General features: G+C 69.9%; 14 protein-coding genes. 12 read left to right on the plus strand and 2 right to left on the minus strand.

The window, feature by feature from the left end; all coding sequences use genetic code 11:
• Positions 1-3 precede the first annotated feature (3 nt).
• From AC07FN_RS42720 to AC07FN_RS42745, 6 genes are read left to right on the plus strand one after another with little or no spacing between them, the layout of a single operon-like run.
• Positions 4-909: an ABC transporter permease gene (locus tag AC07FN_RS42720; RefSeq protein ID WP_478400827.1), complete on the plus strand. Its 906-nt coding sequence runs from the start codon at positions 4-6 to the stop codon at positions 907-909.
• Positions 906-1,685, plus strand: a complete 780-nt coding sequence (locus AC07FN_RS42725) for an ABC transporter permease (RefSeq protein WP_478400828.1) — start codon at positions 906-908, stop codon at positions 1,683-1,685. Before AC07FN_RS42720 ends, AC07FN_RS42725 begins: the two co-directional genes overlap by 4 nt.
• Positions 1,682-3,067, plus strand: coding sequence for an ABC transporter ATP-binding protein (locus AC07FN_RS42730; protein ID WP_478400829.1), 1,386 nt, complete (start codon positions 1,682-1,684; stop codon positions 3,065-3,067). Before AC07FN_RS42725 ends, AC07FN_RS42730 begins: the two co-directional genes overlap by 4 nt.
• A 7-nt stretch (positions 3,068-3,074) precedes the next feature.
• Complete coding sequence (locus AC07FN_RS42735; protein WP_478400830.1) at positions 3,075-4,397, plus strand: class I SAM-dependent methyltransferase; 1,323 nt, start codon at positions 3,075-3,077, stop codon at positions 4,395-4,397.
• Positions 4,387-5,529 (plus strand): class I SAM-dependent methyltransferase, encoded by a 1,143-nt coding sequence (locus AC07FN_RS42740; protein WP_478400831.1) that lies wholly within the window; start codon positions 4,387-4,389, stop codon positions 5,527-5,529. The genes AC07FN_RS42735 and AC07FN_RS42740 overlap by 11 nt, the downstream gene beginning before the upstream one ends.
• Complete coding sequence (locus AC07FN_RS42745; RefSeq protein WP_478400832.1) at positions 5,526-7,472, plus strand: condensation domain-containing protein; 1,947 nt, start codon at positions 5,526-5,528, stop codon at positions 7,470-7,472. Before AC07FN_RS42740 ends, AC07FN_RS42745 begins: the two co-directional genes overlap by 4 nt.
• A 72-nt stretch (positions 7,473-7,544) precedes the next feature.
• Here AC07FN_RS42745 and AC07FN_RS42750 read toward each other — a convergent pair whose 3' ends face one another.
• Positions 7,545-8,465: an NAD(P)/FAD-dependent oxidoreductase gene (locus AC07FN_RS42750; RefSeq protein WP_478400833.1), complete on the minus strand. Its 921-nt coding sequence runs from the start codon at positions 8,463-8,465 to the stop codon at positions 7,545-7,547.
• Positions 8,466-8,537: 72 nt separating this feature from the next.
• Here AC07FN_RS42750 and AC07FN_RS42755 point away from each other — a divergent pair, with 72 nt between their 5' ends.
• From AC07FN_RS42755 to AC07FN_RS42765, 3 genes are all read left to right on the plus strand, one after another.
• Positions 8,538-9,632, plus strand: a complete 1,095-nt coding sequence (locus AC07FN_RS42755) for a saccharopine dehydrogenase NADP-binding domain-containing protein (RefSeq protein WP_478400834.1) — start codon at positions 8,538-8,540, stop codon at positions 9,630-9,632.
• Between the two features lie 245 nt (positions 9,633-9,877).
• A complete protein-coding gene (locus tag AC07FN_RS42760; protein ID WP_478400835.1) occupies positions 9,878-10,066 on the plus strand; it encodes a hypothetical protein in 189 nt (62 codons plus the stop codon).
• 73 nt (positions 10,067-10,139) lie between these two features.
• Positions 10,140-10,877, plus strand: coding sequence for a class I SAM-dependent methyltransferase (locus AC07FN_RS42765; RefSeq protein WP_478400836.1), 738 nt, complete (start codon positions 10,140-10,142; stop codon positions 10,875-10,877).
• Positions 10,878-10,911: 34 nt separating this feature from the next.
• Here the strand turns inward: AC07FN_RS42765 and AC07FN_RS42770 are convergent, their stop codons facing one another.
• Positions 10,912-11,751 carry a metal ABC transporter solute-binding protein, Zn/Mn family gene (locus AC07FN_RS42770; protein WP_478400837.1) on the minus strand — a complete coding sequence of 280 codons (840 nt, stop codon included), beginning with the start codon at positions 11,749-11,751 and terminating at the stop codon, positions 10,912-10,914.
• 244 nt (positions 11,752-11,995) lie between these two features.
• On the opposite strand from AC07FN_RS42770, the gene AC07FN_RS42775 reads away from it, so the two are divergent.
• Genes AC07FN_RS42775 through AC07FN_RS42785 form a run of 3 tightly spaced genes read left to right on the plus strand, consistent with a single transcriptional unit; the run spans position 11,996 to position 14,354 of the window.
• On the plus strand, positions 11,996-12,298 hold the full coding sequence (locus AC07FN_RS42775; RefSeq protein WP_478400838.1) for a hypothetical protein: 303 nt from the start codon (positions 11,996-11,998) through the stop codon (positions 12,296-12,298).
• Positions 12,295-13,305, plus strand: a complete 1,011-nt coding sequence (locus AC07FN_RS42780; protein ID WP_478400839.1) for a CobW family GTP-binding protein — start codon at positions 12,295-12,297, stop codon at positions 13,303-13,305. The genes AC07FN_RS42775 and AC07FN_RS42780 overlap by 4 nt, the downstream gene beginning before the upstream one ends.
• On the plus strand, positions 13,302-14,354 hold the full coding sequence (locus AC07FN_RS42785) for a WD40 repeat domain-containing protein (RefSeq protein ID WP_478400840.1): 1,053 nt from the start codon (positions 13,302-13,304) through the stop codon (positions 14,352-14,354). Before AC07FN_RS42780 ends, AC07FN_RS42785 begins: the two co-directional genes overlap by 4 nt.
• Positions 14,355-14,546: the final 192 nt, after the last annotated feature.

Raw genomic sequence — 14,546 nt, forward strand, 5'->3', positions numbered from 1 at the left:
CTCTTGATCCGATCGACCGCGCGCAGCGCCCTGCTGCTGTTCGCGGTCGCCGTGCTGGTCTTCGCCGCGACCGAGCTGCTGCCCGGCGACGCGGCGGAGGCCAGGACCCGTGGCCGGGCAAGCGATGCGGAGCTGGCCCGGCTGCGCGAGCAGACCGGGCTGGACGAGCCGGCCTGGCAGCGCTTCGGCCGCTGGCTGGCCGGTCTGCTGCACGGTGACGCGGGTCGGTCGCTGATCAGCGACCGACCCGTGGTGGTCCTGATCGCGGAACGGCTGCCCGCGACGCTGGCGCTGACCGCGTGTGCGCTGCTCGTCGCGCTGCCGCTCATGCTGCTGGCTGCTTGGGTGGGAAGCGCACCGCGTCTGCGGTCTCCGGCCGGCGGCGCGATCGCGGCTGCCGCCGCAGTCCCGCAGGTCGTGGTCGCCGGAGCACTGGTCGCGCTGTTCTCCGGTCTCTTACATTGGCTGCCCAGAGTGTCGCTGCTCCCCATTGGCCAGTCGCCGTGGCAGCGACCGGAACTGCTCGTGCTGCCAACGCTCGCGCTGGCGATTCCGGCGACGGCGTTCGGCGCGGGCCTGCTCGCCGGGGCGGTGGCGGACGTGCGGCGGCTCCCGCACGTCGAGGACGCCGTCCTGCGCGGCGTGCCGCGCTGGCGCGTCGCGGCCCGGCACGTCCTCCCGTTCTTGTTCGCGCCGGTGCTCCGCGTGCTCGCGGTGATCTGCGGCAGTTTGATCGCGGCCACGACGGTGGTGGAGACCGTGTTCGGCTACAACGGCTTGGGAGAGCTGCTCGTCAGCTCCGTCGCCAGCCGGGACGTGCCGACTGTGCAGGCCGTGGCGTTGCTCGGCGCGGCTGTCGTGCTCGCCGGGTTGTGGCTGGCAGACGTGGTTCGGGGTGGCACCTCATGAACCGCGCGATCATGGCCGGCAGCCTTGCGATCGCCGCGCCGTGCGCGACCGTCCTGGGCGGGTTGCTCACCCCGCACCTCCCGACCGAGATCATCGGCTTACCGCACGCGTCCCCTGGCGGGGGCGCCCTGCTGGGCACCGACGGGCTCGGCCGCGACGTGTTGTCCCGGGTGCTGGCCGGCGGCCGCGACCTCGTCCTGGTCTCGATGCTCGCCGCGCTGCTGGCCACCTCGCTCGGCGTTGCCGGAGGGCTGCTCGCCGGCTGGTCCGATGGCTGGACTTCCCGGCTGCTGACCGCGCTCGCCGACGTCCTGCTCGCCATGCCGCTGCTGCTCGTCGCACTGGTGCTGGCCGTTTCGCTGCCCGGCGACGCCGCGGTCATCGCGGCGACCGTCTGCGGTGGCACCCCGCTGACGCTCCGGGTGGTCCGGGACGCCACCCGGCTGGCCCGCGGCTCCGGGTACGTCGAGGCGGCGCGCTGCCGCGGCGAACGCAACGCGGCGCTGCTGATCCGGGAAGTCCTGCCATCGATGGCCGGGCTGATCTCGGCCGACGTGGGCATGCGATTCGTGGTCGCCGTGCAGCTCGCAGCCGCGTTGAGCCTGCTCGGTTTCGGCGCCCAGCCACCGACGGCCGACTGGGCGTTGATGATCCGCGAGAACCTGCCCGGGTCCGGCCTCAACCCCGCAGGTGTGGTCGCCCCTGCCGCCGCCCTGGCCGTGCTGACAGCCGGTGTCGCGGGTGCGGCGTCACTGCTCGACAGGAGGCCGGTGTGAGCGGCTTGGAAGTCGGCGGCATGACCGTGCTCGACAGCCGGGGATGCGCCGTGGTCTCGGACTTCTCACTGCACGCCGCCGTCGGTGAGGTCGTCGCGGTCGTCGGCCCGTCCGGCAGCGGAAAATCCACCCTGCTGCACGCAATCCTGGATGCCCTGCCGACCGGACTGCGCCGGGCCGAGGGCACGGTCAGCTGGGGAGCAAGGACGATCCTGCCCGGACGCACCGCCCGGCGTTGGCGGCACCGGACGGCGGGCATCGTCGGCCAAGACCCCGCCGCCGCGCTGAATCCCTTGCAACGGGTGCATTCCCTGGTCGCCGAAGGCACACCGGACGCGCCACAGGCCCGGCGGACGCTCGACGACCTCGGACTCGACAGCGCCCAGCTGTGGCGGCGGCTCCCGCGTCAACTTTCCGGCGGGCAGGCGCAACGCGTCGCCCTGGCCCGAGCGCTGGCAGGCGATCCGGCCTTGCTGGTGCTCGATGAGCCGACTTCCGGGCTGGACCCGGATGCCCTCGAACTGGTCGTGCGGGCGATCGCGAAGCGGCGCGGTGACGGACGTTCGGTGACGCTGCTGGTCTCCCATGACCGGGACTTCGTGACGAGGGTGAGCGATCGTGTCATCTCGTTCGGGCAAGCGAGGACGACCACCCCGCCGCGAACAAGCCAGCGGAGATCGGCCGCACCGGTTCTATCGGCATCGGATCTGACGATCTCGCAGGGCGGCACGCCGCTGCTCCAGGGCAGTACCGTCGATGTCTTCGAGCACGAACTGGTCGCCGTGCTGGGATCGTCCGGGTGCGGCAAGAGCACCATGCTGCGGACGTTGGCCGGCCTGCACGCTGCCGATGCGGGCGAACTCCGGTGGCGGGGCGAATCCCTCCCGGACCGGGTCGAACACCGGTCCCGCACGCAACTGCGCGCCGTCCAATTCGTCGCCCAGGCCCCTGCTGGCGCGCTCAACCCTGCGCATCGCGTCGGCACCGCCATCTCCCGGGCCGCACAGGTGCTGCACGGCGTTTCTCCCGTTGTTGCACGGAAGCGAGCCGATGAACTGCTGCGCATGGTTGGCCTCGAAGGTGCCGCGAAACGTTTCCCACGCGAGCTCTCCGGTGGGCAGCGCCAACGCGTGTCCCTCGCGCGAGCGCTCGCCGCCGAGCCCGATGTGCTGCTGGCGGACGAGATCACGTCCGCACTCGACGAGGCCACGGCCCACGACGTGCTTGATCTCCTCGACCGGCTGCGCGCCGACGGCCTCGCCGTCCTGCTGGTCACCCACGACCCGGCGGTCGCCGACCGCGCCGACCGCACGCTCCGGCTGCACCAACGCGGCCTGCTCCCCACCATTCCCGACCGATCGGAGGAAACCTGTGCCCGGTGACGACCCCGTGCCCGCAGACAGCACAGCCGCGCTGTGGCGGGCAGCCGAGCACCTCAGCGCCCACCCGTGGATTGCCGCGGCCGAAGTAGCCGGCGAAGCGGTGCGGCTCGTCCCGGCCCGCGCGGCGCTCGCCGTGCGGCCGGAACCGGGCGCGCTGCTCACCGAACATCTCGACCAGTGGAGCGAGGTCTACGACTGGACCTACTCCCATGCCTCCGGGCGGCACGCCGACGACCTGGACCTGTCCGGCTGGCGGGCATCGGACACCGGCGAGCCCTTCCCGGTGGAGCACATGACGGACTGGCTGCGCCACACCGTCGAACTCGTGCTGCGCGACAAGCCCCGGCGGGTGCTCGAACTCGGTTGTGGCACGGGCATGCTCATGCACCGCCTGCATCCGCACGTCGACGCGTACGTCGGCACCGACGTCGCTGCCGATGCGGTTCGGAAGCTGTCCGCATCGGCACCGGACGGTGCCGTGATCGTGCAGGCCTCCGCGCACGAGGCTCGCAGTGCTGTGGTGCAGGACGCCATCGCCGCCGCATTTCCCGGGGCCCGGCCGGATTGCGTGCTGCTGAACTCCGTCACGCAGTGCTTCCCCAGCGTCGAATACCTGCGCGCAGTCGTGCAGGACGCGATCGACATAGTCGCGCCCGGTGGCACCGTGATCGTCGGCGACGTTCGCCATGCCGGTCTGCTACGCGACCACCACCGCTGGCTCGACGCCACCGCCACGGGCGCCGAGCTGGACGAACGGGTGGACCGCGATGAGGAGCTTCTCTTCGACGCGCCGTTGCTCGCCTCGCTGGCTGCGGAGGCGGGCCGCGAGGTCCGGATGGCCACCTTCGCGAAGACCATGCACGCCGACACCGAACTGACCCGTTACCGCTTCGACGCCGTGCTCCACGTCGATCCCAGCACCTCTGCCGTGGCGCCGACCGTGATCCGCTGGCCCGACCTCCCCTCCGGAAACCGGATTGCCGCCCTGCGCGCCCGCCTCGACGGTTCCCCGGCGCGAGTCGCACGGATCCCCAACCAGCTGCTCAACACCGAGACCGGCACGACCGCCGCCGAACTGCACCACGCCATCGGCGACCTGGACGCCGTGGTCTGCCTGGACCCGACCGATCCGCGGTTGCTCGAAGTCATCGCACCCGCGATGTCGGCCGCCCGACCGGTCCAGGAGATCTCCGGACCGGGCAAGGCGCACCAGCCACTGCGCGGATTCGTTCGCCGCAGGCTCGCCGAGGTCGCCCGGCGGGAACTGCGTCGCGGAGGCCACACGCCCGTGCCGATCACGGTCGACCCGGGCGAGCACCATGCGTGCTGAAACCTTGGACCAGGTCGCTCGATCCGCCGCGACCGCGATCAACGATGTCGACACCGCCGCGCTGCCCGGCTTCATGCGGCAGCTCGACCACGCCGCCCTGCTGGCGATGGCCCGCACCCTCGGCCGCAACGGCCTGTTCCGGCCCGGGGTCAGCCACCGCTGGGACCAGATCGCCGACCGGCTGCGCGTCGCACCCCGGCACCGCTGGATCCTCCGCCGCTGGCTCACCGCACTGAATGACGAGGGCCTGCTGCAACGCGACGAGGCCACGGGGTTCGTGCACGATCTGCGCACCGTGCCGCGTTCCGAAGCCGCCGACGCCGCCGCGCTCGCGGACGAAGCCGCAGATGCCCTGGGGTATCCCGCGGAGATGGCCCAGTTCTTCCGGACCGCGATGGAGCAACTCCCCCGCCTGTTCCGGGACGAGGTTGCCGTGCAGACGCTCCTGTTCCCCGACGGGGAACTCACAACAGCCGAAGGCGCCTACCGGGACAACGTCATCAACCGCTACCTCAACGCCGCAGCAGTCGAACTGCTGCGCGCGGAGTGCCGACGCGTTTGCGACCCACTCCGCGTGCTGGAGCTCGGAGCAGGTGTCGGCGGTACCACCGCCGCCGTGGTGCCCGCGCTCGCCGACGCGTCCGTGGACTACCTGTTCACCGACGTCTCCCAGTTCTTCCTGGACGCCGGGCGGCAGCGCTTCGGTGACCGGATCCGCTACGGCATCCTCGACATCAACTCCGACGAGCCCGCGCAACCCGGCTCCACCGACGTCGTGCTCGCCGCGAACGTCCTCCACAACTCCGTCCACATCGGACATGTGCTGGCGCGGTTGCGGGATCTGCTGGCGCCCGGCGGGTTGCTCGTGGTCATCGAGTCGTGCCGGGAGCACTACCAGGCCATGACGTCCATGCAGTTCCTGATGTCCCCGCGCGAGGGCGAACCGCAGCCCGGTGCCACCGACGTGCGGGCGGGAACCGACCGGATCTTCCTGACCCGCGGCGAGTGGCTGGCCGAGCTGACCGCGGCCGGCTTCGCCCCGCTGCTCGACCTGCCCGACCCGGGCCATCCGCTCGCCGCCCTCGGCCAGCACGTCTTCGCCGCCCGAACCGACGAACTGGAGCAACCATGACCACCGAACCCGATATCAGCACCGTGCTGACCGAGATCTGGGCCGAGCTGCTCGGCCTGGACGAGGTTCCGCCGGATTCGAGCTTCCTCAACCTCGGCGGCGACTCGGTGCTCGCCGTGCGGATGTCCGCCCTGGTCCGCCGGAAGCTCGGCGTGGCGCTCGCCCTCTCCGACGTCCGGGTGGAGATCACCCTCGCCGAACTGGCGGACCTGGTGGCTCGCCGCAGCGCCGGAGCATCCAGCGGCCGGGCGCTGCCGGTCGAGGTGTCCCGGCGCATCGACCCGAGCGCACCGTTCCCGCTGCTGCCGTTGCAGCAGGGCTACTTCGTCGGGCAGCAGGACGGCTGGGAGCTGTCCTACGAATCGGCGCACCACTACGTCGACATCGGCCTCACCGACGTCGACCCCGACGAAGCTCCCGAAGCCCTCCAGGACGCGCTGCGCCGACTCGTGCAGCACCAACCCACGCTGCGCGCCCGCGTCCTTCCCGACGGCCGGCAACGCATCCTCGCCGCCGACGACCCCGACGCCGTACCCGCCGTCGACGTGATCGACCTCCGCGACGCCTCCGAAGACGAAGCCAATGCCACGGTGGCCGCCATCCGGTCGCAGATGAGCACCAACGGCCCCGACCCCGCGCACGGTCCCGGCATGACGATGCGACTGACGCTGCTGCCCGGCGACCGCGCCCGCCTGCACAACGCCGTCAGCCTGCTGATCATCGACGGCTGGTCGTCGAACGTCTTCTACCGGGACCTGTTCGCCCTGGTGGCCGACTGGAACGCGATGCTGCCCCCGCTGGAGGTCGACTATGGCGACTACGTCACCTCGGTAGCCACCCTGCCCGACACAGACGCCTGGGAGGCCGACCGCGACTGGTGGTGGGACCGGCTCGACGAGTTCCCCCTGCCGCCCGCCCTGCCGCTGGTCGCCGAGCCCCGTGAGGTGCGGCCGGAGCTGATGGGCACCCGTCAGACCACTGTGGACGCCGAGACCTGGGCCGCGTTCCGGAAGCAGTGCACCGCGCACGGCGTGACGCCGTCGGCGGCGATGTTCACCGCCTACGCGGTCGTGCTGGCCCGCCAAGCGGGCCACCGCCGCATGCTGCTGAACTCCTTGCAGCTCAACCGCTTGCCGCTGCACCCCGACGTGCACCGCATCGTCGGCGCGTTCGCCTCGACGATGCTGATCCCGGTGGAGCTGACCGCCGACGCCACCTTCGCCGAACTCGCCGCCGACAACCAGCGCCGGTTCAGCGAATCGGCGGCGCACAACCTGATCAGCGGCGTCGAGGTCTCCCGCGAACTGGGCCGCCGACGCGGCACGCACCGCCCCGTCGCTCCCATCGTCTTCCAGAGCACCCTCGGGATGGACGCGGCCATGGGCGAACGCGTGCCCGACACCGCCGGCCCGCTGGGACGCATCGACATGGCCGACCACCACCAGCAACTGCGCACCCCGCAGGTCGCCCTGGAAGTGCGGATGTTCGAGCTGCGCGACGAGATGTACCTGGTTTTCTCGCTGGTGGACGAACTCTTCGACACCGTTGCGGTTGACGCGATGTTCCGCGAGCTGACCGGTATCGTCCACACGCTCGCCGAACCCGGCAGTTGGCAGGCGCCGGTAGCGCTGCCCGAGGCAGCGGACGCGCCGGAATCCGAGGAACTGCGCATCGGCCGGTACGAACGCCAAGACCGGAACGAAGAACCCGGCGCACCGCGAACCGACATCGAGCGAACGATCGCCGAGGTCTGGGAAGAGATGCTGGCCATCAGCGGCGTCGACCGCGCGGCCGACTTCTTCGCCCTGGGCGGCGATTCGCTGCTCGCGGTCCGAGTGCTCGGAAAACTCGCGCGGGAAAAGGGAATCGCGGTGGGGGTCCGGGACTTCCTCGAGGCTCCGACGATCTCCGGCCTCGCCGCGCTGGCCGCACCCGAACGCTGACCGAGAACGAGCCGGCGGTCGTGAGTGCGCAAGCGGGTTGTAGCCCGCTTGCGCACTCACCAGGTCAGCACGTTAGGAGTCTGCCAGAGTGGCGCGGAAAAGGCCCTGCTCCAACCAGACTGCCGCTCGGACACCGTCGGCAGCGGCTTGGCTGACCAAGGTCAGCGCGTCCGGAACCGCAGGAACGCGGGCCATGTCGCCGGCAGCTGATACACCTGGAACCGTGGTCGCCTGCAACTCGTCGACCTGGACGCAGCCGTCCTCCAGGATCGCGCAACCGAGATCGGCGGCGAACGGTGCGCGTTGCCTGGTCGGTGCGCGGTGGAACATGGCCTGCCGCTCCAGCACCGATCCGTCGGCGAAGTGCAACTGCAGCCCGTCCGGTTCACCGGTCACCTTCGCCAGCGGCTCGGTGCGCACCTCCACTCCGCGCGCCGAGAGCTTGGCGGTCACCTCGTCCGGCAGCTCGTGCGCACCGTGGGTCACCACGACCACGTCCTCGCTGTAGCGATCGGCCAGGTACAGGCCGAGCATCACCTGCGGGACGTCGCGGCCGAGCACCGCCAGCGTCTTGCCGGTGGCCTCCCAACCGTGGCAGAAGGGACAGTGGAAGATGCTGCGGCCGAAGCGCTCCGGCACGCCCGGGATGTCGTAGGGCTCGTCCACCTGACCGGTCGCCAGGATCAGCCGCCGGGCCCGTTCCCTGCTTCCGTCGGCGAATTCCACGGTGAAGTCGTCGATGCCGCCGGAAACCGAGGAAACCTGGCCCTGCCGCACCTCGACACCGGGGTAGGCGGCCAGCTCGGCGCGGCCCAGCGCCAACAGCTCGTGCGGAGAGAACCCGTCGCGGCTCAGGTACATGTGCATCTCGTCCGCAGGCGCGTTGCGGACCTGGCCGCCGTCGGCGACCAGTACCCGGCGCCGCTGTCGGCCCAGCACGAGCGCGGCGCTGAGCCCCGCGGGCCCACCGCCGATCACGATCACGTCTAACACGGTTTGCTCCCTCTAGCCGAAACTTAATGGAAACGATTATCGTTGCAGAGACCATGCTACGGAAGGGGCGCAATGGCCGATCAGCTCATCGCCGTACTCGGCGGCTACGGCGAAGTCGGCGCCACAGCAGTCCGCCGGCTCTCCGAGCACGGCTACGGCCAAATCCGCGTCGGCGGACGCAATCCGTCGCGGGGTAGCACCCTGCTCGGCGACCTGCCCGGAATCGGCTTGTCTTATGTAGACATCGAAGACGCGGGAAGCCTTCAGGAGTTCTGCACCGGCGCGCACCTCGTCCTGAACTGCGCCGGCCCCTCGTACCGCATCCTCGACACCGTGGCCCGAGTGGCATTGAAAGCGGGCGCGCACTACGTCGACGCCGCCGGGGACGTCCCCGCCCACCGTGCACTCGGCGCGACATCCGGCGACCGCATAGCGGTCTTCTCCGCCGGATTGATGCCGGGCCTGACCGGGCTGCTCCCCCGGCTCATCGCCGGCCCCGGAGATCGGCTGGACATCCACGTCGGCGGCGCCGTGCGCATGACACCGGCATCGGCCGCGGACATCCTCCTCGCCCAGGGCCCCGACTTCGGGGAGTCGCTGGCCCGATGGCGAGATGGGGCCGTGGTCTCGAGAAGCCTGACCCCGCTGCGCAAGGTGCGGCCGGCCGGCTTTCCCGAGCCCGTCGACGCAATGCCCTTCCTGCCGACCGAAGGCATCCGCCTCGCCGAAGAACTCGGCGTCGACGAACTGCGCTTCTACACGGCCTACGCCTCGGAGGCCATTCCGACCACCTTGGCGATGGCATGGGCGGACGACCCCGAGTTCCGGGACGACTACATCGAACTGCTGACGCAGGCGGCGAAAACGGACCTGCGCGAGCGCGACCCGTACTACGTGCTCACCGCCTGCGTCCCAACCATCACCGGAGCGTCATCGTCGCTGACGCTGCGAACCGATGACCCGTACCGGCTCAGCGGCGTCGTGGCGGCGTTGACTGCCAGCGCCGTCGTCCAGGAGAAGATCGGCCCCGGAGCGCACTTCGCGGACAGCGTGCTGGATCCCGACGACATCGCCGAAGCGCTCCGCCGCGACCCTCTCATCCAGTCGCTTTCCATCCAGAAGCCTACCGACAGTGCCGCTGGCCACATCTCAGCGCCGCAAAATTGAGAATGACAATCGTTGTGGATAGTCTCCGCTGGCTCGGGGCAACGAGAGGCGGTGGGCCCCGAACCGGCTTCACCGTCATCCTCTGCGGCAGCTGCGACGACGACGGACAACTGCCGACCCTCGCCGCCCTGCGAGACACGATCCGCCGCTGCCCCAACGCAGTTCTCGTACGCGCGAGCTGCCCGCTCGGGCGTTTGTGGTGCCACACCAGGAAAACCACCACACCGCGAGCAGCCGGGCACCTCGTGCTGGTACAGCGGTGCACCAGTGCCCGCCAACCGCTGGGCGCCGCCATGCTCGTCGGGCCGGTGCGCACCGGCGAAGACCTCACCGCACTGACGCGTTGGCTGGAAACGACCCCAGAGACCATCGACGAGCTTCCCCAGCGCCTGCACTGGAACCAGCACCACCGACGGCAGGCCACCCAGAACTAGCGCGGGAAAGGTCGAGCCCACGACCTCCGCCGCACAGCGCGGATCAGCCCCTTCATCACATCTGAGGAGTTTCGTGACTGACGAATACGCCGAGTCAGCGGAGTACATCGACATCCTGATCAGCCCGTTCTGGAACGACTTCGGCCCCGCACTGGCCGACGCGATCAAGGCCACCGACCCCACCGGACCGGTCATCGACATCGGCGCCGGCAGCGGCTGCGGAACCCTCGCGATCGGGGATGCACTGCCGGCGGCGGAGATCTTCGCCGTGGAACCGTCCGCCGGACTGCGCTCAGCACTGCAGGCCAAGGTCAACGCCCACGAGTCCTTGCGCGACCGCGTGACCGTCCTGCCGGAGGGATTCCTGGAGGCCGAACTCCCCGACAGGCTGGGCCTGGTCGTCGCCATGAACGTCATCGGCCACTTCTCCCCGGCCGAACGCCGCGACATCTGGAAGTTGCTCGCCGAACGGCTCGCACCGGGTGGACGGGCGGTGCTCAACCTGCAATCACCGTCCGAGCCCGTGGACATCCCGGAAGCAGTGGCGTCGACCGGAAGCATCGGACGCCGGCGGTACGAATGCCGGGCGCGAGCCGAACCCACCGGCGACGGGACGCTCACCTGGCACATGACCTACCGCACCTACCAAGGCGACGACGTCGTCGACCAGCGGGAGGTGAGCTACTCATGGCACCTGGTCGCCGAGCCCCAGCTGCGCGACGAGCTCGCCCAAGCGGGCCTTCGGCTCCACCCGCTGGAGCCGACCGACCTCGGCATGTACGCCATCACCCGGACCGAGGCGCGGGCCTGACGGCCGGGGGTGGGCATCTCCACCCCCGGCCCCTTCACCGCAGACCCTCCGCCGCGCCGAGCGAAGCGACCTGAGCACCCATCCACTGCAGGTAATCCTGGCCTGCAGGCAGAGTTTCGGTCATCAAGACCACCGGAACGCCCACCTGCTCAGCGCGGGCCCGCAGTTGCGCGGTCACCGCGGATTCCGTCTGCGGGTTGAACACCAGAGCCGTGACTCGCCGCACATCGAGCGCGTCCTGGATCTCCGCGACGGCCGCGGGCGGCGGGTCGTTGCCGGCTTCCACCGCGTCCACGAAGCTGTCCGGCGTGATGTCGCTGAGACCGGACTCCTCGATCAGGTAGAACGCGACCAGCTCCGTCGCGACGACCTCGGCGCCCGGACGCGCCGCCGCGATTCGCCGCGCCTGCTCTTGGAGCTGCCCGACGCCGGCACGGAACCGCTCCGCGTTCGCGGTGAATTCCTGCGCCCTGGCGGGTAGCAGCTCGCCCAGGCCTGCGGCGATCCGGTCGGCCACCGCCTCAACGGCGTGGAGGTCGTACCAGAAGTGTTCGTTGATCGAGTGGTCGTGGGAGTGGCCATGCCCTTCCGCCGCGTGGGATTCGGACGATGGCCGTTGCGGCTCGTCGGCGAGCGCGGAGACATCGACGGTCGGCCTGTCTCGCGGGGCGGCCGCCAGGATCTTCTCGACGAACTCGTCGTAACCGCCGCCGTTGAACACCAGGAGATCGGCTTCGGCCACCTCCGCCGCGTCGTCGGGGACGCTCTCGTAGGCGTGTGGGTTGACGATCGGATCGCTGATCAGCGGCCGCACGTCGACGGTGCCGCCACCGATCGCCTGCACGACGCTCCCCCAGACATTGGTCGAGGTCACGACATTGATCCTGCCTTCGACTGCGCTGGGTTCGGACCGGACCGCGCCGCATCCAGCCAACACCAGGACTGCCGTGCTGAGACTCGCGGCGGTCACGACTGCTCTGGACCGACGTCCTTCGCGGAATGTCATCAAGTTGCTCCTCTAGAAATCGCCGAACCGGTGGATGACACCCGGAAAGCATAAACGAAAACGATTGTCGTTATCATCTATGATGAGAGGATGACGACAGCTGCGAGGTGAGATGAACGAAGCGCTGAGCCGCCTGCTCGGCCGGTCGAACCGGCCGGATCCCGCTCGCGCCGACCGCGCGGGCGAGATCGCAGACCTGGTGCGCACCACTCTCGGGCTGACCGCCCAAACGGCGGTGACGGTGCAGGAACTCGCCTGTGCAGAGCCCGGATGCGCACCGATCGAGACCAAGATCGCAGTGCTGGACGAAGCCCCGAGGCGCTGGACGCTCCACGCGTCGGTGTCCGAAGTGGACGACGAAGTCGTCCGGAAGATCCTGACCACCCGACCTGAAGGGGAGAACGAGCCACGATGAGCGAAACCGACGACAGGGTGCCGGTCACGGTCCTGACCGGGTTCCTCGGTGCCGGCAAGACGACGCTGCTCAACCGGATCCTCACCGAGAACCACGGCATGCGCATCGCCGTGATCGAGAACGAGTTCGGCGAGGTCGGCATCGACGACGGCCTGGTGCTGGACGCCGAAGAAGAAGTCTTCGAGATGAACAACGGCTGCATCTGCTGCACCGTGCGCGGCGACCTGATCCGCATCCTCGGCGCGCTGCTCAAGCGCAAGGACCGCTTCGACGCCATCCTCATCGAGACCACCGGCCTCGCTGATCCCGCTCCAGTGGCCCAGACGTTCTTCGTCGACGACACGCTGCGCACGCAGTTGCGTCTGGACGCGATCGTGACGGTCGTCGACGCCAAGCACATCATCCAGCACCTCGACGACGAAAAGCCCGAAGGCGCCGAGAACGAGGCGGTCGAACAGCTCGCCTTCGCCGACCGCGTGGTGCTCAACAAGATCGATCTGGTCGGCGCGGAGGAGATCGACGAGGTCGAGCGTCGCATCCGCAGCATCAACGCCGGCGTGCGTATCTTGCCCGCCCGGCACGGCGACGTCGAGCTCCGGGAGGTGCTCGGCGTGCACGCATTCGACCTGGACAAGATCCTTGCCGACGAACCGGAGTTCCTGCAGGACTCCGACCATCAGCACGACCTGACGGTGACCAGCGTGGGCACCGAGACCGAGGGCACGGTCGACGTCGAGAAGCTCAACGAGTGGCTGGGTGTGCTGCTGGGCGAACGCGGCACGGATCTGTTCCGCAGCAAGGGAATACTCAACCTCGCGGGAAGCGACCAGCGGTACGTCTTCCAGGGTGTGCACATGCTCCACGACGGCGACCTCGGCGCGCCCTGGCGCGAGGGCGAAGCACGCCGGAACCGGATGGTGTTCATCGGCCGCAACCTCGACCGCGACCAGCTGGAGCGGGAGTTCCGCGCCTGCCTGCAACCGGTGGGCGCGGAGGCGACGGCGTGACCGCGCTGACGAACAGCGCGCAGCTGCGGCCGCGCTGGCAAGCCGAAACCAGCGAACCCGTCATGGCCCTCGACGCGCTGCCCGGCGGGCGCAACGCGCCCGATGCCCTGGTGGCCGGCGGCTCCGAAGGCGCGCTGCGGGTCTTCGACCCCGACGGCTCCCTGCGCTACGAGCGGGATCTCGACGACGCGCTGCTCGCGATCGCCGCCAGCCCGGACGGCACCCGGATCGCCGCGCTGGGCATGGGAAGCCGGCGACTGTGGAGCGCCACCGACGGCGCGGTCCTGCACAGCGAGGGCGCGGGATGGTCGGCATCGGCCGCCTGGGACAAGAAATCGCAGTCTCTCGCGGTCGCCGACGGCAGACGGGTGCGGATCCTGGACCGGTCCGGGAATACCCGCTGGACCTCCGTCTCCTTGACCAGCACCGTGACCAACGTGCTGTGGCCACGCGGGCAGCTCCGCGTCGCGGCGTCGTCCTACCAGGGCGTGACGATCTTCGAACCCGACACCGATCGCATCACCAACACGCTGGAGGCACCGGGCGCGATCTCCGGGCTCACGGCCGCACCGAACGGCCGCTGGGTCGTCGGCGGCAGCCAGGACGCGACCCTGCACGGCTGGAAGGTCACCGACGGCTCGGACTTCCAGATGACCGGCTTCCCCGCCACGGTCTCCCACCTGGCCTTCGAAGGCGGCGGCCGCTGGATGGCCTGCGAATCCGCGGAGGTCCTCACCTGCTGGGACTTCTCCGGCGCCGGGCCGACTGGCCGCGCCGGGATCGTGCTCACCGGCCACCAGGCAGCGGTGACCGCGTTCTCCTGGATGCCCGGACACAGCCAGACGCTTATCAGCGGTGACCAGGACGGCAACGTGCTCGTCTGGCGAATCGCCCCCACCGCCAAGCCGGGCGATGAACTCCACCCGGCCGGCGGGCTGCGCGACGACGACCCGGTCACCGCCATCACCATCGGCAGCAGCGGAGCCACCACTCCGATCGTCTACATCGGACGTCGAAGCGGGCGCATCGACGCACTGGCCGTGGCCTGACTCTCGAGCCCAAGCCCCGAGGCTCGCGACGTGCGGTGGCGAGAGCGTTGCACCCCTGCGCCCTCGCCACCCACGGCATCCGCCAACTACGGACAGGAGCTAGTAGTACTTCGTTAAGTTTGTCTTCGTTTGGGGAGTTTTCTTTGGCATGTGGGGCAAACGCCGGTCCAGCACAGTAAGACGCTTTGGAGC

This window comes from Saccharopolyspora sp. NPDC045941 (assembly GCF_056431445.1).

What these genes read in the sequence shown, in the direction of transcription:
- AC07FN_RS42780 (WP_478400839.1), top strand. Translation starts at nt 12,295, where the DNA reads ATGAGCGAAACCGACGACAGGGTGCCGGTCACGGTCCTGACCGGGTTC.
- AC07FN_RS42725 (WP_478400828.1), top strand. Translation starts at nt 906, where the DNA reads ATGAACCGCGCGATCATGGCCGGCAGCCTTGCGATCGCCGCGCCGTGC.
- AC07FN_RS42740 (WP_478400831.1), top strand. Translation starts at nt 4,387, where the DNA reads ATGCGTGCTGAAACCTTGGACCAGGTCGCTCGATCCGCCGCGACCGCG.
- AC07FN_RS42755 (WP_478400834.1), top strand. Translation starts at nt 8,538, where the DNA reads ATGGCCGATCAGCTCATCGCCGTACTCGGCGGCTACGGCGAAGTCGGC.
- AC07FN_RS42745 (WP_478400832.1), top strand. Translation starts at nt 5,526, where the DNA reads ATGACCACCGAACCCGATATCAGCACCGTGCTGACCGAGATCTGGGCC.
- AC07FN_RS42775 (WP_478400838.1), top strand. Translation starts at nt 11,996, where the DNA reads ATGAACGAAGCGCTGAGCCGCCTGCTCGGCCGGTCGAACCGGCCGGAT.